Below are 23514 nucleotides of genomic sequence, written 5' to 3'. Positions count from 1 at the left end.
CCGGGCCGCAGCCCCAGCGGACCGGCTACGCGGCCGCCTCGTCTCCTCAGGACGCGGGGATGTACCGTTCACGCAGCTTGCGCTTGTAGAGCTTTCCGTTCGGGTCGCGCGGCAGTTCCGGCAGATAGTCGATCGACTTGGGCATCTTGTACTTCGCCAATTGCGTTGCGGCGAAGGCCAGCAGTTCCTCGGTGAGCGCGTCGCCGCCCTCCGCTCCGGCGGCCGGTTGCACGACCGCCTTCACCTCCTGGCCCCAATCCGGATGCGGCACACCGAAAACCGCCACGTCGACGACCTTCGGGTGGGTGATCAAGACGTTCTCGACCTCCGCCGGGTAGATGTTCACACCGCCGGACAGGATGAGGTCCGAGCGCCGGTCGTGCAGGTAGAGGTAGCCGTCCTCGTCGAGGTGCCCGATGTCCCCGACGGTGAACAGGTCACCGACGCGTGAGTCGTCGGTCTTGGCCTTGTCGTGGTGGTATTCGAAACTCGAAGCGCCCATCCGCATGTACACCAGGCCGGTCTCGCCGGCGGGCACCTCGGAGCCGTCCTCCTCGCTGAGCACCTTGATCACCGACCACGGCCACGCCTTGCCGACCGAACCCGGCTTGCGCAGCCACTCGGCGCCGTTGATCACCGTGCCGCCGCCCTCGGTGGCCGCGTAGTACTCGGTGACCGTCGGACCCCACCACTCGAGCATCTGCCGCTTGGTCTCCTGCGGGCAGGGCGCCGCGCCGTGCACCATGCTGCGCAGCGAGGACACGTCGTACTTGGCGCGCACGTCCTCCGGCAGGGCCAGCAGGCGGTGGAACTGGGTGGGCACCATGTGACTGTGCGTCACCCGGTGCTTGTCGATCAGCCGCAGCATGTCTTCGGCGTCCCAGCGATCCATCAGAACAAGCTTGTGGCCCAGCTGGATCGAGATGGTGGCGAAGTTCAGCACCGCCGTGTGGTACAGCGGCGAGCCGCAGATGTGCACGTGGTCGTCGTAGGGCGCGAGCTCGAACAGGCCGAAGAACGCGGTGGTGTGCGGCGGGACGACATCGGGGTCCGCGCCGGTGAGCGGCCGCCGCACTCCCTTGGGCCGCCCGGTGGTTCCGGAGGTGTAGAGCATGGGGGCGCCCGTGCTGCGGTCGGATGGACGCCCGGTGTCCGCGGCGCCGAGCCAGGCCACCGACTTGAAACCCTCGATCTCGCCCACCGCGAAGCGCGCCGTCGCGGGCAGCCCCGCCTCGTCGGCGGCGGCCTGGGCGGCGGCGGCGAAGCGATCGCTGGCGATGAACGCCTTCGCCTCGCTGTCGGCCAGGATGTAGGCGACCTCCGGACCGGTGAGATGCCAGTTCACCGCGACGATGTACAACCCGGACTGGTAGGCCGCGAAATACGCCGCGATCGCCTCCACGCAGTTGTGCACCATGCTCACCAGCACGTCACCGGTTTGCAGGCCGAGCCCGCGCAGGCCGGTGGCGTAGCGATTGGCGAGCGTGGCCAATTCGCGATACGTCACCTCCCGGCCCCAGGGATCGACCATCGCGATCCGATCGGGCTCGGCTTCGGCGATGTTCCACAGACCGAGAATTTTCACTGACTCCTGCGCGGGAGGATGGTGAGGAGGCGGAGCCGACGGGGCGGGTGAGGCAGTCACCCCATTGAATCTAGAACGTGTTCTACTGTTCGACAAGGGGGGCAAGCCGATGCAATTGCGCGACATCGGGAACCGACACCAGCATCATGGTGACGCCCGCGGACTCCCAGACCCGCAGCTGTTTGCGGACATGCTCCTCGTCGCCGATGATCGCGGTGTCCAGAATCAGCTCGTCCGGCACCACCGCCGCCGCCTCGGCCTTCTTGCCGGACTGGAACAGCCTGCCGATCTCGTCGACCTCGCGCTCGTATCCCATCCGCCGATACACCTGGGCGTGGAAGTTCAGCTCGGGCGCGCCCATGCCGCCGATGTAGAGCGCCATGATCCAGCGCATCCGCTCCAGCTCACTCGCAGGGTCGTCGGTGACCACCACCTGACAACTGGCGGCGATCTCGAAATCGTCCCGGCTACGCCGCGCCCCCGCCCGCGCGAAGCCCTCGTCGAGCCAGTCGTTGTACATCCCGGCCAGCCGTGGCGCGTAATAGATGGCCAGCCAGCCGTCGGCGATCTCGGCGGTGAGCGCGACGTTCTTCGGCCCCTCTGCGCCCAGCCAGATCGGCAGATCCGCACGTAGCGGATGCACGATCGGCTTCAGCGGCTTACCGAGCCCGATCGAACCCGGCCCGGTGTAGGGCAGCGGGTAGTGCGGGCCGTCGCTGGTGACCGGCCCCTGCCGAGCCAGCACCTGACGCACGATCCCGACGTACTCGCGGGTGCGCTGCAACGGCTTGGCGAAGGGCTGTCCGTACCAGCCTTCCACCACCTGCGGACCCGAGACGCCCAGGCCCAGGATCGCGCGGCCACCGCTGAGGTGATCGAGGGTGAGCGCGTGCATGGCCGTCGCCGCGGGCGTGCGCGCCGACATCTGCACCACCGACGTGCCGAGGCGCACCCGCCGCGTCGACGAGCCCCACCAGGTGAGCGGGCCGAAGGCGTCCGACCCCCACGATTCGGCGGCGAACACGGCGTCGAACCCGGCCTCCTCGGCCGCCGCCACCAACTCCCCCGCGTTCGCGGGCGGCTGGGCCATCCAGTACCCGAGTTGCAATCCGAACTTCACGCCGGACCCCTTTCCAGTCAACTGCTTGCCACCAGAGTTAGAACCTGTTCTACTCGATATCGTGACTCAGGGGAATACTGCATCCACGGCAATCGCTGGTGGTAGCGGCACGGCGTTGAACACAGCGGCCGTGCCCGATGTACTCAGCGCGCCCCTGCGGGTGCGTTTCGACTACACCCGCTCCGTCGGCTCCACCATCGGGACATTCTTGACCCGGTTGCGCGATCACAAGATCGTCGGCGCGCGCGGCTCGGACGGACGGGTGATCGTGCCACCGCCGGAATACGATCCGATCACCGCCGAACCGTTGACCGAATTCGTCGACGTCGCCGACACGGGCACCGTCGAATCCTGGACCTGGGTGCGCGAGCCGCTGCCCGGACAGCCGTTCGACCGCCCCTTCGCCTGGGCGCTGATCCGATTGGACGGCGCGGACACGACGCTGCTGCACGCAGTCGACGTCGCCGGGCCCGAGGACATTCGGAAAGGCTTGCGGGTCACCGCCCGGTGGGCCGAGCAGACCGAGGGCAGCATCCGCGACATCGTCTGCTTCGAGCCGGGCGAGAAGCCCGCCGCGCCGGTGGCGTCCGCGGGGGCCGATCCGGTCACCATGCTCGTCACGCCGGTCGATCTGTCCTACAAGCACACCGCCTCGCCGCAGGAGACCGTCTACCTGCGCGGACTCGCCGAAGGCAAGTTGATCGGCGCGCGTACCGACGCCGAGGGCAAGGTCTATTTCCCGCCGCGCGGCGCGAACCCGACCGACGGCAGGCCGACCGACGAGTACATCGAGTTGTCCGACCGCGGCACGGTGACCACATTCTGCATCGTCAACGTGCCGTTCCTCGGGCAGCGGATCAAGCCGCCGTACGTCGCGGCCTATGTGCTGCTGGACGGCGCGGACATCCCGGTGCTGCACCTGGTGCTCGGCTGCGACGCGAGCGAGGTGCGCATGGGCATGCGGGTGGAGGCGGTGTGGAAGCCGCGCGAGGAGTGGGGCTACGGCCTGGAGAACGTGGACCACTTCCGTCCCACCGGCGAGCCGGACGCCGATTACGAGACCTACTCCCATCACCTCTGAGAGAGGCGCACGTTGACTGACAACGCCACCGACATCGCGGTCGTGGGGTTCGCCCACGCGCCGCACGTGCCGGAGACCTTCGGCACCACCAACGGTGTCGAGATGCTGGTGCCCTGCTTCCAGCAGCTCTACGACCGGCTCGGCATCACCAAGTCCGATATCGACTTCTGGTGCTCGGGCTCGTCCGATTACCTTGCCGGACGGGCCTTCTCGTTCATCTCCGCGATCGACGCCATCGGCGCGGTGCCGCCGATCAACGAATCGCACGTGGAGATGGACGCGGCATGGGCGCTGTACGAGGCGTGGGTGAAACTGCGTTCGGGACAGGCGAAGACGGCGCTGGTGTACGGCTTCGGCAAGTCCTCCGCGGGCACGCTGCGCCAGGTGCTCACCATGCAACTGGACCCGTACGTCGTCGCGCCGCTGTGGCCGGACGCATGGTCCATCGCCGGCCTGCAGGCGCGCGCCGGCCTCGACGCGGGACGCTGGACCGAACGGGACATGGCGGCCGTGGCCGCCGGGGCGTCCGGTGACGCGGACAGCCTGCTCGACCAGCCCTATGTCGCCGATCCGCTCCGCGCGCACGACATCGCGCCGATCACCGACGGCGCGGCCGCGATCGTGCTCGCCGTCGGCGACCGCGCTCGCGAACTGTGCGAGCGCCCCGCGTGGATCACCGGCATGGCGCATCGAATCGACACTCCGGTGCTCGGTGCGCGCGACCTCACCGTCTCGCCGTCGACGGCGGCCGCGGCCAAGGCGGTCACCGGCGGTGACGTCAGCGATTTCGACATCGCCGAGTTGCACGCGCCGTTCAGTCATCAGCAGCTGATCCTCGCCGAGGCGATCGGGCTGAAGAACGGCACGAAGGTGAATCCGTCCGGCGGCGCGCTCGCGGCCCACCCGATGTTCGCCGCGGGCCTGGAGCGCATCGGCTTCGCCGCCGAGGCGATCATCGCGGGCTCGGCGAATCGCGCGTTGGCCCACGCCACCAGCGGCCCCGCGCTTCAGCAGAACCTTGTGACCGTCCTGGGATCGGAGAACCGATGAGCTTGCCAACGGCGGTGCTCGGCACCGGACAAACCCATCACGTGACGAAACGGACCGACGTGTCCATGGCGGGGATGTGCCGCGAGGCCATCGATCGTGCGCTCGCCGACGCCGGTCTCACCATCGCCGATATCGACGCGGTCGTGGTCGGCAAGGCGCCGGACGGATTCGAGGGCGTCATGATGCCCGAGCTGTTCATGGCGGACGCGCTCGGCGCTACCGGAAAGCCGCTGCTGCGGGTGCACACCGCCGGTTCGGTGGGCGGCTCCACCGGCATCGTCGCGACCAATCTGGTGCAGGCGGGCGTGCACAAGCGCGTGCTCGCGGTGGCGTGGGAGAAGCAGTCGGAGTCGAACGCCATGTGGGCGTTGTCGATTCCGGTCCCGTTCACCATGCCGGTCGGCGCGGGTGCGGGCGGGTACTTCGCTCCGCACGTGCGCTCCTACATCCGGCGCTCCAACGCACCGGGCCATATCGGCGCCATGGTCGCGGCGAAGGATCGCCGCAACGGCGCTAAGAATCCGCTCGCGCATCTGAAGCAGCCCGACATCACGATGGAATCGGTGCTCGCCTCGCAGATGCTGTGGGATCCGATCCGCTTCGACGAGACCTGCCCCTCCTCCGACGGCGCGTGCGCGATCGTGCTCGGCGACGCGGAGGCCGCCGAGGCGGTCGAGGCCACCGGCCGCAAGGTCGCCTGGGTGCACGCCACCGCGATGCGCACCGAGCCGACCACCTTCGCCGGGCGCGACCAGGTCAATCCTCAGGCGGGCCGGGACGCGGCCGCCGCGCTGTGGGAGACGGCGGGTATCACCAATCCGCTCGAAGAGATCGACGTGGCCGAGATCTACGTCCCGTTCTCCTGGTTCGAGCCGATGTGGCTGGAGAACCTCGGCTTCGCGCCGCAGGGCGACGGGTGGAAGCTCACCGACAAGGGCGAGACCGAGATCGGCGGCGCTCTTCCGGTCAATCCGTCCGGCGGTGTGCTCTCGTCCAATCCGATCGGCGCCTCCGGACTGATCCGGTTCGCCGAGGCCGCCAAGCAGGTCATGCAGCGGGCCGGGGACTATCAGGTCGAGGGCGCGCGCAAAGCGCTCGGCCACGCCTACGGCGGCGGGTCGCAGTACTTCTCGATGTGGGTGGTCGGATCGGAGCGGCGGTGACGCCGCTGAAGTTCACCGTCGGTATCGCGCTGAGTCCACTGGACCAGTTGACCGAACTCGCGAAAACCGCAGAGGAGTGCGGGTTCTCGTCGATCGCGCTACCGGACTCGCTGTTCTACATGAAGTCGGCGGCGGCGAAGTACCCCTACACCGCCGACGGCAGCAGGTTCTGGGGCCCGGACACGCCGTGGGTCGACCCGCTCATCGGCGCGACCGCCATGGCGGCCGTCACCAGCCGCATCCGCTTCTACACGAACGTGCTCAAGCTGGGTTCCCGCAATCCGCTGCTGCTGGCCCGGCAGGTCGGCTCGGTGGCCAACCTGTCGGGTAACCGCTTCGGCTTCGGAGTCGGAATCGGCTGGGCGCCCGAGGAATTCGAGTGGTGCGGGGTGCCCTTCGCGCGGCGCGGCGCCCGGGTGGACGAGATGATCGAGGTCATCAAACTGGTACTGGCCGGTGGCATGGCCGAGTACCACGGCGAGTTCTTCGACTTCGATCCGTTGCAGATCAGCCCGGCGCCGAGCGAGCCGGTGCCGTTCTACATCGGCGGGCACACCGACGCGGCCCTGCGGCGCGCGGCGCGGGTGGGCGACGGCTGGACCTCGGCGATGATGACCTACGAGGAGCTGCGCGGCACCATCGGCAAGCTCGACGCGCTGCGCGTCGAGTTCGGCCGATCCGGCGACCCGTTCGAGATCCAGGCGGTGTGCGTCGACCGGTTCGGCCGCTCCGGCTATCAGGACCTGGCCGACGCGGGCGTCACCGACGCGATCGTGGTGCCCTGGCTGGCCGACGGCATCGGATTCGACGGCGACCTGTCCGCCAAGCAGGACTCGCTGCGCAAATTCGCCGAACAATACATCGCCCAACCCGTCCTCGCCGAACGATGACGACCCGCTGGCCGAGGGAGGCCGTATGACCACCGCAACCGAGCATCCGGCCAGGGCAGCCGGCCTGGCCTCACAGGCCGCCGTGCGAGCACGGGACAAACAGGCCTGGGTCGCGCTGTTCGCCGCCGACGGCATCGTGGAGGACCCGATCGGCCCGTCCGGCTTCGATCCGGAGGGCAAGGGCCACCGCGGCACCGACGCCATCGCCGCGTTCTGGGACATGGCGATCGCGAAGACCGAGCTGATCGAGTTCCTGTTCGGCGACTCGTTCGCCTGCGGCAACGAAGTCGCCTTCACCGGCACCATCCGCAGCACCATCGGCGGGCACCTGATCGACGCCGACGGCGTGTTCACCTACCGGGTGGACGACGACGGCAAGATCACCGCGCTGCGCGCGTTCTGGGAGGTCGATCGCGCCATGAAGACCGCGCGTCCGGTCGGCTGAGGTCATACGAAAGGGCCCTCGCACCGTGCTGGTGCGAGGGCCCTCTCTCGTGTCTCAGTGCGCGACCGGGCAGGTCTTGTAGTCCACCGGGAACTCCTTGATGCCGTTCAGCCAGCCCGAACGCAGCCGCTTCGCATCGGCGACCTTGCTGATGTCGGGGAGGTGATCCGCGATGGCGTTGAAGATCAGATCGATCTCCAGCCGGGCGAGGTTCGCCCCGATGCAGAAGTGCGCGCCGGTACCGCCGAAGGCCAGGTGCGGGTTGTCCGTGCGCATGATGTCGAACTTCTCCGGGTGGTCGAAGACGTCCTCGTCGAAGTTGGCCGAGCGGTAGAGCATGACCACCCGCTGGCCCTTCTTGATCTGCACGCCGCCGAGCTCGGTGTCCTCCAGCGCGGTCCGCTGGAACGAGGTGACCGGCGTGGCCCACCGGATGATCTCGTCGGCGGCCGTGGCCGGGCGCTCCTTCTTGAACAGCTCCCACTGGTCGGGGTTCTCCAGGAACGCCATCATGCCGTGCGAGATGGCGTTGCGGGTGGTCTCGTTGCCCGCGACCGCGAGCATGATCACGAAGAAGCCGAACTCCTCCTCGCTGAGCTTGTCACCGTCGACATCGGCCTCGATCAGCGTGGTGACGAGGTCCTCGGCCGGGCACTGCTTGCGGGAGGCCGCCATCTGGTAGGCGTAACCCAGGATCTCGGCGGACGCCGCGACCGGGTCGGCGGTGCTCTCCGGGTCGTCGTAGCCGGTCATGTCGTTCGACCAGGTGAAGACCTTCATCCGGTCTTCCTGCGGGACGCCGATCAGCTCGGCGATGGCCTGTAGCGGCAGTTCACACGCGATCTGGGTGACGAAGTCACCGGAGCCCGCCTCGGCGGCCGCCTTCACGATGGATTCCGCGCGGGCCGACAGCTCCGCGCGCAGGCCGTTGATGGCGCGCGGGGTGAAGCCGCGCGAGATGATCTTGCGCAGCTTGGTGTGCTCGGGCGCGTCCATGTTCAACAGGACGATCCGCTGCAGTTCGATCTGCTCCCGGGCGATGTCGTCGTTGAAGCGCGGGATCGCGGTGTTCTCGTAGCTGGAGAACACATCGCTGCGCCGCGAGACCTCCTTGACGTCGGCGTGCTTGCTCACCACCCAGAAGCCCTCGTCATGGAAGCCGCTGACGTCCGGCGACTGCGGGTTCCACCAGATCGGCGCCGTCCGGCGCAGCTCGGCGAACTCTTGGACCGGAACACGCTCGGCGTAGATGTCCGGGTCCGTAACGTCGAACCCGTCCGGGAGATTCGGCCGGGCGTTCCGAGTGTCTACCACCAGATGTCTCCTTCGACAAACTGAAACACGTTCTATAATCATTGAAGCACAGGCGGGAGAATGAGGAAAGAAACCGGACAGATCCGCCCTTGGCAAGTGCTATGAACGCGTTTCAGTTTTCTGTCCCATAAAGAGAGGTTGGACATGGGCACACCCGTGATCGTCGAGGCCGCACGCACCCCGATCGGCAAGCGCGGCGGCTGGCTGTCAGGGCTGCACGCGGCCGAACTACTGGGCGCGGCCCAGCGCGGGCTGCTCGAGCGGGCGCATCTGGACCCGGCACTGGTCGAACAGGTCATCGGCGGCTGCGTCACCCAGGCCGGCGAGCAGTCCAACAACGTCACCCGGGTCGCCTGGCTGCACGCGGGCCTGCCGTGGCAGGTCGGCGCCACTACGATCGACACCCAGTGCGGATCGGCGCAGCAGGCCAACCATCTGATCGCGGGCCTGATCGCGGCCGACGCCATCGAGATCGGCATGGCCTGCGGCGTGGAGGCGATGAGCCGGGTTCCGCTGGGCGCCAACGTCGGCGAGAACGCCGGGCCGCGCAGGCCCGCCTCGTGGAACATCGACCTGCCCAACCAGTTCGAGGCAGCCGAACGAATCGCCAAGCGGCGCGGCATCACTCGCGCGGATGTGGACGCCTTCGGCGCGCGCTCGCAGCGCCTGGCCGGGCAGGCATGGGCAGAAGGCCGGTTCGATCGCGAGGTGCTCACCGTCACCGCGCCCGCCGTCGACAAGGAAGGCAACCCCACCGGCGAAAAGCTCGATGTGTCGCGCGATCAAGGCCTGCGCGAGACCACCGCCGAGGGCCTGGCGAAGCTGAAGCCGGTGCTGGAGGGCGGCGTGCACACCGCAGGATCGTCCTCGCAGATCTCCGACGGCGCCGCCGCCGTGCTGCTGATGGACGAAAAGGCGGCGCAGCGAGCCGGATTGCGGCCGCGAGCGCGGATCGTCACCCAAGCGGTGGTCGGCGCGGAGCCGGAGTTCCACCTCGACGGCCCGGTGCAGGCGTGCAGCAGGCTGCTGGAGCGGTCCGGCATGAATATCGGCGACATCGACCTTTTCGAGATCAATGAAGCGTTCGCGTCGGTCGCACTTTCGTGGGCCTCTGTCCACCAGCCCGACATGGACCGGGTTAATGTCAACGGCGGTGCCATCGCCCTCGGACATCCGGTCGGCTCCACCGGATCGCGCCTCATCACAACGGCTTTGCACGAACTGGAGCGCTCCGATCGCAGTACCGCAATGGTTCTCATGTGTGCCGGTGGCGCACTCGCGACAGGAACGATCATCGAACGTTTGTGACTTCAACCATTTCGCGCGCGTTGGTTGAACGTTCATCCCCCACGGGCGCAAACGTGTCGTACGCCACACAAACCCATGTACCGCCCAGTTCATGAGATGTCAGCTATCTTGCGGCTATCAAGACCCCCTCTCCCGAGACCGCAGCGACGGGCCAGAACCGGTTCGTACCGCGGGTTCTCGAGAGGCCTTGGGGTGACCCGCAAACCCGACCGTCCCAGCCCCTTCGCCGCCATCCGACCTAGAAGCTTCAAGGAAATCCGGAATCAGGCGTAGGTTTTCAGTTACTGAGCCGCTAATATCAATGATACGTATCCGAGATAACGACTGTTAGTACAGCGAAGGGAATTGGGCGGCTCACAATGGCTGATTTCGCGGCGCGGCTGAACAAGCTGTTCGAAACCGTGCATCCCCCGGGGCGTAAGCCGCACACCAACGCGGAGGTTGCGGCGGCGCTGACGGCCTCCGGACATCCGATCTCGAAACCGTACCTGTCGCAGTTGCGGTCGGGACAACGGACGAACCCGTCGGATGAGACGGTGGCCGCCCTGGCGAAGTTCTTCAAAGTCAAGCCGGACTACTTCTTCAACGACATCTATGCCGCCAAGATCGATCACGATCTGGAACTGCTGTCCCAGCTGCAGGGCTATGGACTGCGACGGCTGTCGAGTAGAGCGTTCGACTTGTCCGAAGAATCACAGAATCTACTCACGTCTATGGCGGAGAAGTTGCGGGCAAGCGAGGGCTTGCCCGAAATTCCTCCGGACGGCACCGAATAGGTTCTCCTGCACGGCAGCACAGTGCGGCCCCCAGGGTCGCACTGTGCTGTGTTATGCACGCGTAGGCGGGCACAGCACACAACCGGCGCGCGTCCGTGCCCCGAGAAATTGGGGCACGGACGCGCGTCGGTTAGTGCTGCGGTTCGGATCGGGCGTCGGATAAGTACATTCGGGGGTGGTTCGTCGGCCGCGCTTCGCCCCGAAGGAGATTCCCGATCCAACCGGTCTGTCCGAATAGTCCGATCGGTCGCGCCCATTTGCGTCAGATTGATCGGATTCGCGCGAAGTTGATCAATTTCGCGCGGGTGCGGATGCGCTCGCTCGATAGGCCCGTGCTACGGCCTGGACCCAGCCGCGGGGACTAATGCCTTCGGGCGGAGCAATCCACCGTGCGTCTACGACGGTCTCCCCCGCCGGGTCGTGCGCCCACCGCGCCACCCGGGCGGCCCGGTCCGCCACCGAGGCAGGCGGCGACGCCAGTTCCGCCAGCACGAGACCGCCGCCGGACTGTAGATACAACGCGTCGATGATCTGCGCCACCTGGTCGGAAGCTTTGAGCTGCGTGGAGAATCCGCTCTGTTCGTGGGCGACCACCTCGGGGAAGCGGCCGACCATGGTCCGGTGCAGCGGGCGGATCCGGCGCAGCAGCACCCGCGCGCGCACCCAGAGTTCCACCACGATCCACACCGCGCCGAGCGCGATGAGCAGGCTCGCGAGCCCCCAGAGCGGCCATGCCCAGGAGGGAGTACCTGGCGCGGCCGGGGGCGCGTGCTGGAACGCGCGCCGGACCCGACCCGCCGCGAGCAGCGCGACCACCGCCGTGCCCGCCGTGTAGAACGCGATACCGCGACCCAGCGCGGTCCAGTCCAGAGTGCGCAGACCGGTGACGACGACGAACACGCTCCCCGCGGCCACCGCCGACCACCCGCAGGTGTACGACCAGATCAGCGTGACCATCGCCGCGCAAAGGCCGACACCGTAGACGACCAGGGCGACCTGCCGCAGGTTGCGCCGCGACACCACCGGCCAGGCGGCCGAGGCGACCACCGAGGTGGCCGTGGTGAAGGCGATCCAGCTCGCGGTGACGACGCCGTCCGACAGCCGGCCCGCGGGCACGCCGCCCGGGGCGAGATTGTCCAGCGCGACGGCGATCTCGGGCACCGCCACAGTCGCGGCGAGCGCGACGGCGGCGACCGCGACGACGATGGCCACCCGGGCCGTGGTCGCGGGCTTGACCAGGACGCGACCCACTCGAGCGCCGGCGGCCATCCAGACCAGCAGAGCCGTCGACCACAGGATCATCCGAGCGCCTCGTCGAATCGGAGAACCGAGACGCCCGCGCCCCGGCTGTTGAACACGCGCAATCGGGTCATCAGCATGGCGGCGAACGTCTCGGCCTCCCATTCGGCGAGTTCGTCGGCGCCGTCGTCGACGATCCGCTGATGCGCGCGCTGGCTGAGCATGTAGGCGATCAGGTCGTCGCTCGCCTCCAGCGTCACTTCCGGCGCGGGCGCGCCTTCGTGATCGAAGACGATGTGACCCAGTTCGTGCGCGAGGGTGTGCTCGCGGCTCGGCAGTGTCTCGGCGAGCACGATCACGTCGCGGTCGGGATAGAGACGACGCTGCCCGCACACGCCGGGACCCAATCGCGCACTGGCGATCTCGATCGCACGACGCCGCTCGCCCGCGATCGCGTGAACGACTTCGTCGAGGGTGGTCGCGTCGAAGTCGGCCGCCACCGCGCACACCGCGTCGACGGCGGCGGCGACTCGGCGGTAGGACCGCAGGTCGCCGCGTATGCGGCTCACGCTCATCGGCTGCCCCCTCACGGCCTCGGGAAGAACTGGGCGCGGGCGGCGTCGATCCTGGCTTGCGCGGCCGCCGCGCTCCGGAAGCTGATCACGCCGGATCCCGCTCCAGCGAGGCCGAGCGCGATCAGGCCGCCGATCACCGGCAGCAGTTTCGTCGCGGGAAGGGCGTCGGTGGAGCCGGTCGGGAGGACCGCCGGAGTCGCGGGCTGCTGCGGCGGCGCGGCGAGATCGGGCGCCGGGGCGGCGAGATCGGGTGCCCGCGCGGCGAGCGGCGGAAGTGTCTGCACGGCAATCGGAATCGACGAGATTCCCGGTGTCACCGGGGCGGGCGCCGGCGGAACGGTCACCGGCGGCAGCGTGGGGGCGGGCGGAGCGGTCACCTGCGGGAGCGGAATCAACAACAGCAGTAGAGGACTCGCGGATCCGACGGCAGCCGAACCCAGCGCGGCGGATCCCGTCGCGGCAGAACCGGTCGCAGCCGAACCCGTTGCGGCAGAACCCGTGGCAGCCGAACCGGTCGCGGCAGAACCGGTCGCGGCAGAACCCGTCACGGCCGAACCCGTCACGGCCGAACCGGTCGCAGCCGAACCCGTTGCGGCAGAACCCGTCACGGCCGAACCCGTGGCAGCCGAACCGACACCTGCGGATCCGAGGCCTGCCGAGCCGACCGCGGCGGAACCGGTGCCGCCGAGGATGGCGGAACCCGTGCCCAAGGCGGCGGAGCCCGTACCCAGTACAGCCGAACCGGTACCACCCACAACCGCCGAACCCGCACCCAACGCGGCAGAACCCGTACCGCCCAGCAAGACGGAACCGGCACCCAGTGCGGCGGAGCCCGTCGCCACTGCGGCCGAACCGGTACTGAGGATCGCGGAGCCGGAACCAGCCGCAGCGGAACCGAGGGCCGCCGACCCGGTACCGAGCACTACGCCGAGACCGGCCGAACCGGAACCGAGGGCGAGCGCGAGACCGGCGGAACCGGAACCCAGCACCACCCCGAGACCGGCCGAGCCGGAACCCAGCACCACACCCAGCCCGGCGGAACCGGCGGCGGATCCAGCCGCCGCCGAACCCGCTGTGGCCGAACCGGTTCCGGCGGTCGGCTGGGCGGGAGCCGCGCTGATCTGCGCCTCCTGCCCGGGCACGGTCAGCGAATACCAGGGATCACCGCTGTCATAGGGCGGCGGGGCGGGGTCCACGACGCACGAGGGGCAGGAAGGTTGCGCGGCGGCGACGGCCGGGCCGCCGAGCAGGGCGCAACCCGCGACGGCGCAGGCTGCTGCCAGCGCACGGAATGCGCGACCTCCTGCCATGCGCCGAGCCTTCCCCTCATCAGTCGAAGCGCAGTTCTGTGCCCGGTCGCCACTCTCACACGGGACTTTCCGAACGAATGGGTGCCCATATTAGACCCCGCTCCGCGAACGCGCCTCGGAAGGGCGAAGCCGATCAGGCCCCGTACACCGGCTCCGGCGGAGTCGCCTTGGCGATCAGATCGGCCACGACGGGGCCGAGTTCGGCCGGATCCCAGCGCGCGCCGCGGTTCACGGCCACCCCGTGCCGCCAGCCGTCGGCCAGCGCCACCTTGCCGCCCTCGACCTCGAACACCCGTCCCGTCACCGCCGCCGACTGGGTGCTGCCCAGCCACACCACCAGCGGAGACACGTTCTCTGGCGCCATCGCGTCGAAGCCGTCCTCCGGTCTGGCCATCATGTCCGCGAACACCGTCTCGGTCATCCTGGTGCGCGCGGACGGGGCGATCGCGTTCACCGTCACGCCGTAGCGCGCGAATTCGGCCGCCGCGGTCAGCGTCAGGCCCGCGATACCCGCCTTGGCGGCGCCGTAGTTGCTCTGCCCCACACTGCCTTGCAGACCCGCTCCGGAGCTGGTGTTGATGATCCGGCCCTCGACCGGACGGCCCGCCTTGGCCTCCGCGCGCCAGTACTCGATCGCGTGCCGCATGGTGGCGAAATGCCCCTTCAAGTGCACGCGGACCACCGCGTCCCACTCGTCCTCGCTCAGGTTGACCAACATCCGGTCGCGCACGAAACCGGCGTTGTTGACCAGCACGTCCAGCCTGCCGAAGGTGTCGACGGCCTGGCGGACGAGATTGCGGGCGCCTTCCCAGTCGGCGACGTCGTCTCCGTTGGCCACGGCCTGGCCGCCGAGCGCCTCGATCTCCGCGACCACTTGGGCGGCGGGCGTTTCCGCGGTGGCCGCGCCGTCCAGCGTCGAACCGATGTCGTTGACCACCACGCGGGCGCCCGCCGCGGCGAAGGCGAGAGCGTGCGCCCGGCCGATGCCCCGGCCCGCGCCGGTGACGATGACGACGCGCCCCGCGCAGATCTGCTCGGTGTCCATACTTTGTCCCTTTCCGATGTGAGCGGGGCTCCTCGTGGTCAGCTCCGCTGCCGATGGGCCTGATCGCTCATGCTGCTTCCGATTTCGGCATGAGCGGGGCCCTCCGTGGTTACGCTCCGCTCCCGGCTCCCGACCCGACCGCTCGCGCTCGGTGGCCCTTTCCGCGATGAGCGGGACTCTTCATCGTCCCGCTCCGCTGCCGCGACCGACCGCTCATGACTGCTCCTGTGTTCAGGACTGCTGGTCGGCGGTGGAGGCGGCGAGGAAGGCGGGCCGCTCACCCCCGCCGTGCACCAGCAGAGTCGCGCCGCTGACGTAGGCGGCCAGCGGCGAGGCCAGGAACACCGCGCAGCGGCCGACGTCGTCGGGGCGGGCCATGCGGCCCAGCGGGATGGTTCGGCCCACCGCGTCGACGCCGTCCTGATCGCCGTAGTGCAGCTGACTCAGTTCGGTGTTCACCGGGCCCACCACCAGCGAGTTCACCCGCACTTTCGGAGCCCACTCGACGGCGAGCGAACCGGTGAGGCTGTCCATGCCCGCCTTGGCCGCGCCGTAGGCCGCGGTGCCCGGCGACGGACGGTGCCCGCTGACGCTCGACACGTTCACGATCGAGCCGCCCTCGTCCTGCCGCTGCATCACCGCGTTGGCGGCCTGCGCCATCAGCAGCGGAGCGAGCAGGTTCAGCTCGACGATCTTGGTGTGGAAGTTCTTGCTCGCGTCGGCGGCGAGCGCGAAGGGAGCGCCACCGGCGTTGTTGACCAGGTGGTCGAGGCGGCCGTGGCGCTCGACGATCCCCTCGATCAGCGCGCGCACCGCGTCCGCGTCCCGCACATCGCAAGGCATGTACTCGATCGCGCGCCCGTCGACTTCGACGGGCGCGTCCGCCGGTCGCCGCGCGCACGCCACGACGGTCGCGCCCGCGGCTAGGAACGCCTTGCTCACGCCCGCGCCGACGCCGCGCACGCCGCCGGTCACCAGAACGACGCGCTCGGCCAGATCGATTTCGAGTGCCACCGTGCTAACCTACCAAGCAACTGCTTGCTTTGCCAATGCGTTCACACACGACGGGAAGTGCCATGGGGATCAACCGCCACTCCGAATCGACCGGCATCAGCGTGGTCACGGTGGACTATCCGCCGGTCAACGCCATCCCTACCGACGGCTGGTTCGCCATAGCCGATGAAGTGCGCGCGGCGGGCCGGGATCCGGACACCAAGGTGGTGGTGCTGCGCGCGGAGAACCGCGGGTTCAACGCGGGCGTGGACATCAAGGAGATCCAGAGCAAGCCGGGCCACCAGGCGCTGATCGACGCCAATCACGGCTGCTTCGAGGCGTTCGCCGCGGTGTACGAGTGCCAGGTGCCGGTGATCGCGGTGGTCCAGGGCTTCTGTCTCGGCGGCGGCATCGGCTTGGTGGGCAACGCGGATGTGGTGATCGCCTCCGACGACGCCACCTTCGGGCTGCCCGAGGTCGACCGCGGCGCCCTCGGCGCGGCGACCCACCTCGCACGGCTGGTACCCCAGCACCTGATGCGGGCGCTGTTCTACACCGCGAGCACCATCACCGCACAGCAGTTGCACCACTACGGCTCGGTCTACCAGGTGGTGCCGCGCGCCGAACTCGACGCCGCCGCCTTGGAACTGGCCAAGAACATCGCGGCCAAGGACGGCCGGGTGATCCGGGCGGCCAAGCGGGCCCTGAACGGCATCGACGTGCAGGACGTGCACCGCAGCTACCGGTACGAGCAGGGCTTCACCTTCGAACTCAACCTCGCCGGCGTCGCCGACGAGATCCGCGCCCGGTTCGACGACGATCTCGCGGCGCGCAAGAGCGGGCAGTAGAGAGGAATTTCCATGCGAGACAAGCGGATGTCGCTCGACGAGGTCGTCGGCGAGCTGCGCAGCGGGATGACCATCGGCATCGGCGGCTGGGGGTCGCGGCGCAAGCCGATGGCGCTGGTGCGAGCCATCCTGCGTTCGGACATCACGGATCTGACCGTGGTCGGCTATGGCGGGCCCGACCTGGGGCTGCTGTGCTCGGCGGGGAAGGTTCGCAAGGCGTACTACGGCTTCGTGTCGCTGGATTCGCCGCCGTTCTACGACCCGTGGTTCGCCAAGGCGCGCACCTCCGGCGCGCTGACCGCCCGCGAGATGGACGAGGGCATGCTCAAGTGCGGGCTGGAGGCGGCCGCGGCGCGACTGCCGTTCCTGCCGATCCGCGCCGGGCTCGGCTCCGACGTGCCGAACTTCTGGGAGGGCGAGCTGAAGACGGTCGAATCGCCCTACCCCGTCGACGGCGCGCCCGAGACTCTGATCGCCATGCCCGCGCTGAATCTCGATGCCGCGCTGGTGCACCTGAACCTGGGCGACGCGCACGGCAACGCCGCCTACACCGGCGTCGACCCGTACTTCGACGACCTGTTCTGCCTGGCCGCGCAGCGCCGCTACGTCTCGGTCGAGCGCGTGGTGGAGACCGAGGAACTGGTGAAAACCGTTCCGCTGCAAGCACTGCTGCTCAACCGCATGATGGTGGACGGCGTGGTCGAGGCGCCGGGTGGCGCGCACTTCACCCTGGCCGGAGACGACTACGGCCGGGACGAGAAGTTCCAGAAGCACTACGTCGAATCCGCGAAGACGCCGGAGGCGTGGCAGCGGTTCGTCGACACCTATCTGGCCGGCTCCGAGGAGCAGTACCAGGCCGCCGTCCGCCGATTCGCCGAGGAGGCGTGATGACCAGCACCGAAACCGTCACCCGCGCCGAGATCTGCGCCGTCGCCTGCGCCGAGATCTTCAGCGGCGCCGGGGAGATCATGGCCAGCCCGATGTCGCCGATGTCGATCATCGGCGCGCGCCTGGCCAAACTCACCACCGAACCGGATCTGCTGCTGTCCGACGGGGAGGCGCTGCTGTTCGCCGACACGCCCCCGCTGGGCGGAAAGGCACCGATCGAAGGCTGGATTCCGTTCCGGAGAGTCTTCGACGTGGTGGCCTCCGGCCGGCGGCACGTGGTGATGGGCGCCAACCAGATCGACCGGTTCGGCAACCAGAACCTCTCGGCGTTCGGCTCGCTCCAGCAGCCGACCCGGCAGATGTTCGGTGTGCGCGGCGCGCCGGGCAACACGATCAACCACGCCACCAGCTACTGGGTCGCGCGGCACACGAATCGCGTCTTCACAGACAGTGTCGACATCGTCTCCGGTGTGGGCTACGACAAGGTCGACGCCGCCGACCCGGCCTACCGCTTCCACCACCTGCACCGCGTGGTGACCAATCTGGGCGTCTTCGATTTCGAGGGCGCCGGCCACACCATGCGCGCCCGCAGCCTGCATCCCGGCGTCACCGCCGACGAGGTCGCCGAGAACACCTCGTTCGAGATCGCCGGTCTCGCCGAGGCCGGCGAGACCAGGCAGCCCAGCGCCGAGGAGCTGCGGCTGATCCGGGAGGTGCTCGACCCCAAGAAGATCCGCGAAACCGAGGTCCCGTCATGAGCCCGCGCCTGCGCACCGCGCTGACCGATCTGGTCGGCATCGAACACCCGATCGTGCAGACCGGCATGGGCTGGGTCGCGGGCCCGAGCCTGGTGTCGGCCACCGCCGAAGCGGGCGGGCTCGGCATCCTCGCCTCCGCCACCATGACGTTCGCCGAGCTCGAGGCGGCCATCGCGAAGACCAAATCGCACACCGCGAAGCCGTTCGGCGTGAACATCCGCGCCGACGCGGCGGACGCGCCCGACCGGATCGATCTGCTGATCCGGGAGAAGGTGGCGGTCGCGTCGTTCGCGCTCGCGCCCAAGCAGGACCTGATCGCGAAGTTGAAAGACGCGGGCGTGGTGGTCATCCCGTCCATCGGCGCGGCCAAGCACGCGGTCAAAGTGGCGTCCTGGGGCGCGGACGCGGTGATCGTGCAGGGCGGAGAGGGCGGCGGGCACACCGGCCCGGTCGCCACCACCCTGCTGCTGCCCTCCGTGCTGGACGCGGTGGACATCCCCGTTGTCGCGGCGGGCGGGTTCTTCGACGGGCGCGGCCTGGCCGCCGCCCTGGCCTATGGCGCGGCGGGTGTCGCGATGGGCACCCGGTTCCTGCTCACCCAGGAGAGCACCGTTCCCGACACGGTCAAGCAGGAGTACCTGCGGCGACAGCTCCAGGACACCGTGGTGTCACTCAAGGTCGACGGCATGCCGCACCGCGTGCTGAACACCGAATTGGTGCAGCGGCTGGAGCATTCGGGCCGCTGGCGCGGGCTCACCGCCGCCGTGGGCAACGCGGCCCGGTTCAAGAGCATGACCGGCATGAAGTGGTCGACCATGATTCGCGACGGCCTGGCCATGCGAAAGACCAAGGACCTCAGCTGGTCCCAGGTCGTGATGGCCGCGAACACGCCGATGCTGTTGCGCGCCGGATTGGTCGAGGGCAACACTCAGGCGGGCGTGCTCGCCGCGGGTCAGGTCACCGGGATCATCGACGACCTGCCGACGTGCGAAGAGTTGATCGACAGGATCGTCACCGACGCGGTGGCGCGGATCGAGACGATCGCGGCGCTCGCCGGAACGCAACAAGCGGCGGCGACGGGGTCCGACTGACGGATGGTGGCCGCGATCGCGGCCGCCATCACCTTCTATCGGCATCGGGCCAGAACAGGCGACGGCCCGCGAAGCCCGCCGGTAACGGCGTGTTTGCGGCCGTGCCTGGTCGGTCGAGCCTCGGCGGCTTACGCTGGACTGACAACGACATACCGGGTTCGCCTGGTATCCGCCGCCGTCGCGCGCCGGGCTCGTCCGTACGGACCGGAACAGGCGAATCGCAGGACTCGACTCCAATCCTCGACCCGAGCGGAGGCCGCGATGCCCGCGACGACCGAGATCTCGGTGCGTAGTACCGCTTTCAACCATGGCGATCCGATCCCTGCCGTCTACACCTGCGAGGGCAGAAACGAGTCGCCTCCGCTGGCCTGGACAGCTCCCCCGCAGGCCGCCGGTCTCGCCCTGATCGTGGACGATCCCGACGCCCCCAGCGGCCTGTTCACCCACTGGGTGGTCAGCGATATCCCACCGGCCACCACGTCCACGGAGGAGGGGCAGACGCCCGCGGGCGGGGTGGTCAGCCTGAACAGCGCCAACCGAGCCGAATACTTCGGCCCGTGCCCACCCGCGGGAACCGGCACCCACCACTACCGCTTCATCGTGTACGCCCTCTCCCACCCCGTCCGGGTCGACTCCCAGACCTCACCGGCAGACGCCAGATCCGCCATCGTCGACGCCAGCATGGGAGATGGCCGCCTCATCGGTACCTACACCGTCGACCGGTAGCAGCCCGCATTCCGGTTCCGACCAGATCGGGCGCGGTGGCCAGATCGACATCAGCAGGGGCAGCCGGTGGGGCGCCGCGCCGTGGGTGATGTTCACAGGCCGAAGGTTTCGCGTGCGCGGTGTTTCCATTCCTCGATGAGCCGGCGTGCTTGCCGGTCGAATTCTTCCCGGTCGGCCGCGGGCCAGGTATCGGGGTCGGTGTCGAGGCCGCGTTCGGTGACGAACCGCATGAAGTGGGTGGAGGTCGCTTTGCCGCGGGCCTCGATGAACTCACGTTCCTCCGGGGTGGGAGTCACAGTTTCTTCATCCCGTGCCATGACGATCCTTTCATCAGTTCCTCGCCGAGTTTCAGGTTGTCGCCGGTGAGCATGACCAGTTCCTGAGGTGAGGGGAATCCGGCCGGCGGTCCGTCGAATCGGGTGCGCATGTCCTGAAGTAGCGCTGTGTCGGCGGGGCTCAGCGTGCCTATGTCCCCGTCGAGCAGTGAATCGATCCTGGATCTCATGCTGTTGACGGACTTCGCCAGTTTCCCCGGATCCGGGTTCCAGTCGTAACCGGCCTTGGCCCAGGCGACCGCGCCGTCGAGTGCGTCGCCTTCCCGTAGCCGCGTGGCGGTCAGCTCTATTCTGTCCACGCCCGATCGGCGGAAGTAGTCCTCGGTGGATGCGGCGAAGGCAGTGGAGAATCCTTTGCCGGTGAAGCCTTCGTTCAGTTCGGTGAAATCATGGGTGACTACGAGCCTCCCGTCGTTGTCGCGCGTGAAGCTATAGAGCAGCGATCCGGCGTCTTCTCCGCCGGGGCCGGAGATCTTCGCGGTGAACCCCACGTTGTCGGGGTGCATGCTTCCGTCCTCGCGTTCCCAAGGCTGTTCGTACCAGGCGTCGAGATCCTCGAGGTGATAGGGGCCGTACCTCCGCTGTAGTCCTCCCAGCTCCCGGGTCAGGTCGTAGTCGTCGAGATCGCCGCGCCGAGCGCGGTCGAAGAGGTCACCCAGCGGCCGCATATGCGACAAATCAGTGAGCGGTGTCCGCCCGGAGCGCGCGGCGTCAGGAGCCGAACCGTCCGCGGCATCGCTTGGATTTCGGGTGCCCGCGATCCGGTCGTATCCCTCCTGGTCGCTTCTCCGGATGACGCGATCGGTTTCTCTGACGCCTTCGGCTTTGCCGTGTATCCAAGCGTTGTGGCCCTCGGCCTGGCGGCGCAGCATTCCGCGCAGATCGTCACGGAGTCGCCTGAGTAACTCCCAGACGGCATTGGCCCCCGCGCCCCTCACCGGATCGGCGATCCCTGCCCCGGGTCGCGTACGTACTTGTACCACCTCATGCGGGAGACACCCAGAAGTCGCGTGATCGACGACACCGACTCGTCGGGCCGGGTACGCGGAGCGCGGGCTCGGCGGACCTGTTCGTCGGGCACCGCCGTACGCAGGCCGAGGCGTTGCCCGCGGGCCGGTGCGGTGGCCAGGCGTCCGGCGGCTTTCAGGGCGCGGGTCTCCCGGCCCGAAGGCTGGTCCTGAGTCGAGACGCGGGCGTACCCGATCAGCGCTCCGCTCCCGCCGATCGCGTCCAAGGCATCGCGATCGAAGGAAAGCGATTCGAGCGCAACGGTGTTCGCCATCCCCGCGATTTTACAGAAATGGATGATCAATATTCGTCGAACAGTCCGACGCTACGACACGTTTGCGATCAATGCCGGACCCTGGCGACTCGGGCGTTCTCCGACCGGTTGGCATCCCCACTCACCGGCCCGACACATGCGCCGACACGGCGTTCGACCTGGTCAGCGTGCATGAATGGCAATAGACCACGCTATCGCGGATGGATGGCCCGCACCTCGCGCCCGTCCCGCCAGGCAGGACGGGCGCGGGGCGCGGGAGGTCTCAGCGAGATTGCGGTGGCGCATGTCGTGGTAGCAACGGGAGCACGACGCAGCACAGCGCGGTGATGGCGACGACCGCGGCCAGGGCGGCGGCTGTGCCGGTGGTGTGGAAGTACACGGTGGTGACAGCGGCCGCGCCGAGGCTGTTGGCCAACTGCTGGACAGCGGACAGTGAACCGCTGGCGCTGCCGGATTCGCTCGGATCGATATCGCCGAGGGTGACCTGGTAGATGCTGCCGAAGCAGGCTCCCAGACCGAGGCCGGTGAGAAATGCAGGCACGATCAGCATCGGTGGTGTGGGATCGATCGCCGCGACGAGGGCCAGTAGCGTGAGCGTGCCGAGCAGGGTGAGCAGGAGCCCGGCGGTGACCAGTGTGCGACCGAGCCGTTCGAGCAGTTGATGTGCCGCGATGGAAGAGACGATGATCCCGACGGCGACCGGCGCGAGTCCGAGTGAGGTCTGGGTCGGGCTGCGGCGCAGCACTTCCTGTAGGTACAGCGACAGTACGAGCAGCAACCCGGATGTCGCGGCGAAATACAGAAAGCCCAGCGACAGGCCCGATGTGAACCCGCGATTGTGCAGCAGCGAGGGCTCGATCAAGGGGCTTGCGGCACTGTGCTGGCGTAGCCCGAACAACGCGAAGAAGACGAGTCCGGTAAGGAATGACAGGATCGGCGCGACCGACCATCCGTGTGCTGAGCCCTCGATCAATCCGTAGAGCACGCCGAACATGGCTGCTGCGAGCAGAACAGAACCGAGTCCGTCCACGGTGACGGAGCGATCGCCGTCGTCACGGGGCAGCAGCCGGGCGGCCAGCGCGATGGCCAGGCCGCCGAGCACGATATTGATCAGGAACATCGACCGCCAGCCGAATCCGAAAAGGTTTGCGTCGATGAGAAACCCGGCGAGAAGCGGTCCGCCGACGGCGGACAGGCCGAGGGCGGGTGCGAAGACACCGAAGGCCTTGGCCAGTTCATTGCGGGGGAAGACAGCGGTGAGTATGCCGAACCCCTGCGGAATGAGCAGTGCGCCGAAACCACCTTGCAGAACGCGAAACACGACGACGGAAGCGGGACCGAGCGCAAGCCCGCAGGCGATGGAGGCGAAGGTGAAGCCGATGATGCCGATGAGGAACAGTCTGCGGCGCCCGAACTTGTCGCCGAGCCGCCCGCCGACCACCAGCAGCACCCCCATGGCAAGGGAGTACGACGCGCCGAGCCATTGCACGAGAGCCGCCCCGCCACCGAGATCGGCGGCGATAGTGGGTGCGGCGATATTGGTGATGGTGGCATCAAGCAGGTCGAGGACGGACGCGAACAGGATGACAGCGAGAACGGCCCAGCGAGCGCGCGCCGCAGCGCGGAGGTCGGGGGCCAGGTCTGTGGACATGGAAATGCCTTTTCAGGACACGAGCCTCGGATAGGAGGCAC

General features: G+C 68.4%; 24 protein-coding genes. 12 read left to right on the top strand and 12 right to left on the bottom strand.

Features of this window, described 5'->3' with window-relative positions; all coding sequences use genetic code 11:
- Positions 1-46 precede the first annotated feature (46 nt).
- The gene (locus tag ABZ803_RS16905) at positions 47-1585 is read right to left on the bottom strand and encodes an acyl-CoA synthetase (protein ID WP_357038446.1); all 1539 of its coding nucleotides are present in this window, start codon (positions 1583-1585) and stop codon (positions 47-49) included.
- An 82-nt stretch (positions 1586-1667) separates the two neighbouring features.
- Complete coding sequence (locus ABZ803_RS16900; RefSeq protein WP_357038443.1) at positions 1668-2705, bottom strand: LLM class F420-dependent oxidoreductase; 1038 nt, start codon at positions 2703-2705, stop codon at positions 1668-1670.
- Between the two features lie 130 nt (positions 2706-2835).
- On the opposite strand from ABZ803_RS16900, the gene ABZ803_RS16895 reads away from it, so the two are divergent.
- Genes ABZ803_RS16895 through ABZ803_RS16875 form a run of 5 tightly spaced genes read left to right on the top strand, consistent with a single transcriptional unit; the run spans position 2836 to position 7334 of the window.
- Positions 2836-3786, top strand: a complete 951-nt coding sequence (locus ABZ803_RS16895) for an OB-fold domain-containing protein (protein ID WP_357038440.1) — start codon at positions 2836-2838, stop codon at positions 3784-3786.
- 12 nt (positions 3787-3798) lie between these two features.
- On the top strand, positions 3799-4836 hold the full coding sequence (locus tag ABZ803_RS16890) for a thiolase domain-containing protein (RefSeq protein ID WP_357038438.1): 1038 nt from the start codon (positions 3799-3801) through the stop codon (positions 4834-4836).
- Positions 4833-5999, top strand: coding sequence for a thiolase domain-containing protein (locus ABZ803_RS16885; RefSeq protein ID WP_357038436.1), 1167 nt, complete (start codon positions 4833-4835; stop codon positions 5997-5999). Before ABZ803_RS16890 ends, ABZ803_RS16885 begins: the two co-directional genes overlap by 4 nt.
- 5 nt (positions 6000-6004) lie before the next feature.
- Positions 6005-6889, top strand: a complete 885-nt coding sequence (locus tag ABZ803_RS16880) for a TIGR03619 family F420-dependent LLM class oxidoreductase (RefSeq protein WP_357038979.1) — start codon at positions 6005-6007, stop codon at positions 6887-6889.
- Positions 6890-6914: 25 nt separating this feature from the next.
- A complete protein-coding gene (locus ABZ803_RS16875) occupies positions 6915-7334 on the top strand; it encodes a nuclear transport factor 2 family protein (protein ID WP_357038434.1) in 420 nt (139 codons plus the stop codon).
- Positions 7335-7388: 54 nt separating this feature from the next.
- On the opposite strand, the gene ABZ803_RS16870 is transcribed toward ABZ803_RS16875, so the two are convergent.
- On the bottom strand, positions 7389-8690 hold the full coding sequence (locus tag ABZ803_RS16870; protein WP_357038431.1) for a cytochrome P450: 1302 nt from the start codon (positions 8688-8690) through the stop codon (positions 7389-7391).
- 102 nt (positions 8691-8792) lie between these two features.
- Here ABZ803_RS16870 and ABZ803_RS16865 point away from each other — a divergent pair, with 102 nt between their 5' ends.
- Together ABZ803_RS16865 and ABZ803_RS16860 are read left to right on the top strand one after the other, a co-directional pair.
- On the top strand, positions 8793-9956 hold the full coding sequence (locus ABZ803_RS16865) for a steroid 3-ketoacyl-CoA thiolase (protein WP_357038428.1): 1164 nt from the start codon (positions 8793-8795) through the stop codon (positions 9954-9956).
- Positions 9957-10315: 359 nt separating this feature from the next.
- Complete coding sequence (locus tag ABZ803_RS16860; protein WP_011207048.1) at positions 10316-10732, top strand: helix-turn-helix domain-containing protein; 417 nt, start codon at positions 10316-10318, stop codon at positions 10730-10732.
- Positions 10733-11023: 291 nt separating this feature from the next.
- On the opposite strand, the gene ABZ803_RS16855 is transcribed toward ABZ803_RS16860, so the two are convergent.
- From ABZ803_RS16855 to ABZ803_RS16835, 5 genes are all read right to left on the bottom strand, one after another.
- Positions 11024-12034: a hypothetical protein gene (locus ABZ803_RS16855; protein WP_357038425.1), complete on the bottom strand. Its 1011-nt coding sequence runs from the start codon at positions 12032-12034 to the stop codon at positions 11024-11026.
- Positions 12031-12546, bottom strand: coding sequence for an ImmA/IrrE family metallo-endopeptidase (locus ABZ803_RS16850; RefSeq protein ID WP_357038422.1), 516 nt, complete (start codon positions 12544-12546; stop codon positions 12031-12033). The genes ABZ803_RS16855 and ABZ803_RS16850 overlap by 4 nt, the downstream gene beginning before the upstream one ends.
- 11 nt (positions 12547-12557) lie before the next feature.
- Positions 12558-13856: a hypothetical protein gene (locus tag ABZ803_RS16845; RefSeq protein WP_357038419.1), complete on the bottom strand. Its 1299-nt coding sequence runs from the start codon at positions 13854-13856 to the stop codon at positions 12558-12560.
- Between the two features lie 133 nt (positions 13857-13989).
- On the bottom strand, positions 13990-14901 hold the full coding sequence (locus ABZ803_RS16840; protein ID WP_357038416.1) for an SDR family oxidoreductase: 912 nt from the start codon (positions 14899-14901) through the stop codon (positions 13990-13992).
- Between the two features lie 231 nt (positions 14902-15132).
- The gene (locus tag ABZ803_RS16835; RefSeq protein ID WP_357038413.1) at positions 15133-15915 is read right to left on the bottom strand and encodes an SDR family oxidoreductase; all 783 of its coding nucleotides are present in this window, start codon (positions 15913-15915) and stop codon (positions 15133-15135) included.
- A gap of 62 nt (positions 15916-15977) precedes the next feature.
- Here ABZ803_RS16835 and ABZ803_RS16830 point away from each other — a divergent pair, with 62 nt between their 5' ends.
- The 5 genes from ABZ803_RS16830 (at position 15978) to ABZ803_RS16810 (ending at position 20205) form a co-directional block, all read left to right on the top strand.
- Positions 15978-16742, top strand: coding sequence for an enoyl-CoA hydratase family protein (locus tag ABZ803_RS16830; protein WP_039794869.1), 765 nt, complete (start codon positions 15978-15980; stop codon positions 16740-16742).
- Between the two features lie 12 nt (positions 16743-16754).
- Positions 16755-17630, top strand: coding sequence for a CoA-transferase (locus tag ABZ803_RS16825; RefSeq protein ID WP_157113875.1), 876 nt, complete (start codon positions 16755-16757; stop codon positions 17628-17630).
- On the top strand, positions 17630-18388 hold the full coding sequence (locus tag ABZ803_RS16820) for a CoA-transferase (RefSeq protein ID WP_357038408.1): 759 nt from the start codon (positions 17630-17632) through the stop codon (positions 18386-18388). Before ABZ803_RS16825 ends, ABZ803_RS16820 begins: the two co-directional genes overlap by 1 nt.
- Positions 18385-19479: a nitronate monooxygenase gene (locus ABZ803_RS16815; protein WP_357038405.1), complete on the top strand. Its 1095-nt coding sequence runs from the start codon at positions 18385-18387 to the stop codon at positions 19477-19479. The genes ABZ803_RS16820 and ABZ803_RS16815 overlap by 4 nt, the downstream gene beginning before the upstream one ends.
- A gap of 261 nt (positions 19480-19740) precedes the next feature.
- Positions 19741-20205 carry a YbhB/YbcL family Raf kinase inhibitor-like protein gene (locus ABZ803_RS16810; RefSeq protein ID WP_357038402.1) on the top strand — a complete coding sequence of 155 codons (465 nt, stop codon included), beginning with the start codon at positions 19741-19743 and terminating at the stop codon, positions 20203-20205.
- A gap of 92 nt (positions 20206-20297) precedes the next feature.
- On the opposite strand, the gene ABZ803_RS16805 is transcribed toward ABZ803_RS16810, so the two are convergent.
- The 4 genes from ABZ803_RS16805 to ABZ803_RS16790 form a co-directional block, all read right to left on the bottom strand.
- Positions 20298-20522, bottom strand: a complete 225-nt coding sequence (locus tag ABZ803_RS16805) for a hypothetical protein (protein ID WP_357038400.1) — start codon at positions 20520-20522, stop codon at positions 20298-20300.
- Entirely contained in the window at positions 20498-21412 is a 915-nt protein-coding gene (locus ABZ803_RS16800) for a hypothetical protein (protein WP_357038397.1), read from the bottom strand. The genes ABZ803_RS16805 and ABZ803_RS16800 overlap by 25 nt, the downstream gene beginning before the upstream one ends.
- A 62-nt stretch (positions 21413-21474) precedes the next feature.
- Positions 21475-21822, bottom strand: coding sequence for a hypothetical protein (locus tag ABZ803_RS16795; RefSeq protein ID WP_357038394.1), 348 nt, complete (start codon positions 21820-21822; stop codon positions 21475-21477).
- A 262-nt stretch (positions 21823-22084) separates the two neighbouring features.
- The gene (locus ABZ803_RS16790; protein WP_357038391.1) at positions 22085-23473 is read right to left on the bottom strand and encodes an MFS transporter; all 1389 of its coding nucleotides are present in this window, start codon (positions 23471-23473) and stop codon (positions 22085-22087) included.
- Positions 23474-23514: the final 41 nt, after the last annotated feature.

Origin of the sequence: Nocardia sp. NPDC047648, assembly GCF_040642815.1 — a bacterium.
Taxonomy (GTDB): domain Bacteria; phylum Actinomycetota; class Actinomycetes; order Mycobacteriales; family Mycobacteriaceae; genus Nocardia; species Nocardia gamkensis.
Note: the sequence above shows the minus strand (reverse complement) of the source record. Positions and strands in the feature narration are given on the sequence as shown.

Bases quoted from the DNA above. Each gene is read 5' to 3' on its own strand.
- ABZ803_RS16885 (WP_357038436.1), top strand. From the start codon at position 4,833: ATGAGCTTGCCAACGGCGGTGCTCGGCACCGGACAAACCCATCACGTG.
- ABZ803_RS16875 (WP_357038434.1), top strand. From the start codon at position 6,915: ATGACCACCGCAACCGAGCATCCGGCCAGGGCAGCCGGCCTGGCCTCA.
- ABZ803_RS16870 (WP_357038431.1), bottom strand. From the start codon at position 8,690: ATGATTATAGAACGTGTTTCAGTTTGTCGAAGGAGACATCTGGTGGTA.
- ABZ803_RS16865 (WP_357038428.1), top strand. From the start codon at position 8,793: ATGGGCACACCCGTGATCGTCGAGGCCGCACGCACCCCGATCGGCAAG.
- ABZ803_RS16860 (WP_011207048.1), top strand. From the start codon at position 10,316: ATGGCTGATTTCGCGGCGCGGCTGAACAAGCTGTTCGAAACCGTGCAT.
- ABZ803_RS16855 (WP_357038425.1), bottom strand. From the start codon at position 12,034: ATGATCCTGTGGTCGACGGCTCTGCTGGTCTGGATGGCCGCCGGCGCT.
- ABZ803_RS16850 (WP_357038422.1), bottom strand. From the start codon at position 12,546: ATGAGCGTGAGCCGCATACGCGGCGACCTGCGGTCCTACCGCCGAGTC.
- ABZ803_RS16845 (WP_357038419.1), bottom strand. From the start codon at position 13,856: ATGGCAGGAGGTCGCGCATTCCGTGCGCTGGCAGCAGCCTGCGCCGTC.
- ABZ803_RS16840 (WP_357038416.1), bottom strand. From the start codon at position 14,901: ATGGACACCGAGCAGATCTGCGCGGGGCGCGTCGTCATCGTCACCGGC.
- ABZ803_RS16830 (WP_039794869.1), top strand. From the start codon at position 15,978: ATGGGGATCAACCGCCACTCCGAATCGACCGGCATCAGCGTGGTCACG.
- ABZ803_RS16825 (WP_157113875.1), top strand. From the start codon at position 16,755: ATGCGAGACAAGCGGATGTCGCTCGACGAGGTCGTCGGCGAGCTGCGC.
- ABZ803_RS16820 (WP_357038408.1), top strand. From the start codon at position 17,630: ATGACCAGCACCGAAACCGTCACCCGCGCCGAGATCTGCGCCGTCGCC.
- ABZ803_RS16815 (WP_357038405.1), top strand. From the start codon at position 18,385: ATGAGCCCGCGCCTGCGCACCGCGCTGACCGATCTGGTCGGCATCGAA.
- ABZ803_RS16810 (WP_357038402.1), top strand. From the start codon at position 19,741: ATGCCCGCGACGACCGAGATCTCGGTGCGTAGTACCGCTTTCAACCAT.
- ABZ803_RS16805 (WP_357038400.1), bottom strand. From the start codon at position 20,522: ATGGCACGGGATGAAGAAACTGTGACTCCCACCCCGGAGGAACGTGAG.
- ABZ803_RS16800 (WP_357038397.1), bottom strand. From the start codon at position 21,412: ATGCTGCGCCGCCAGGCCGAGGGCCACAACGCTTGGATACACGGCAAA.
- ABZ803_RS16795 (WP_357038394.1), bottom strand. From the start codon at position 21,822: ATGGCGAACACCGTTGCGCTCGAATCGCTTTCCTTCGATCGCGATGCC.
- ABZ803_RS16790 (WP_357038391.1), bottom strand. From the start codon at position 23,473: ATGTCCACAGACCTGGCCCCCGACCTCCGCGCTGCGGCGCGCGCTCGC.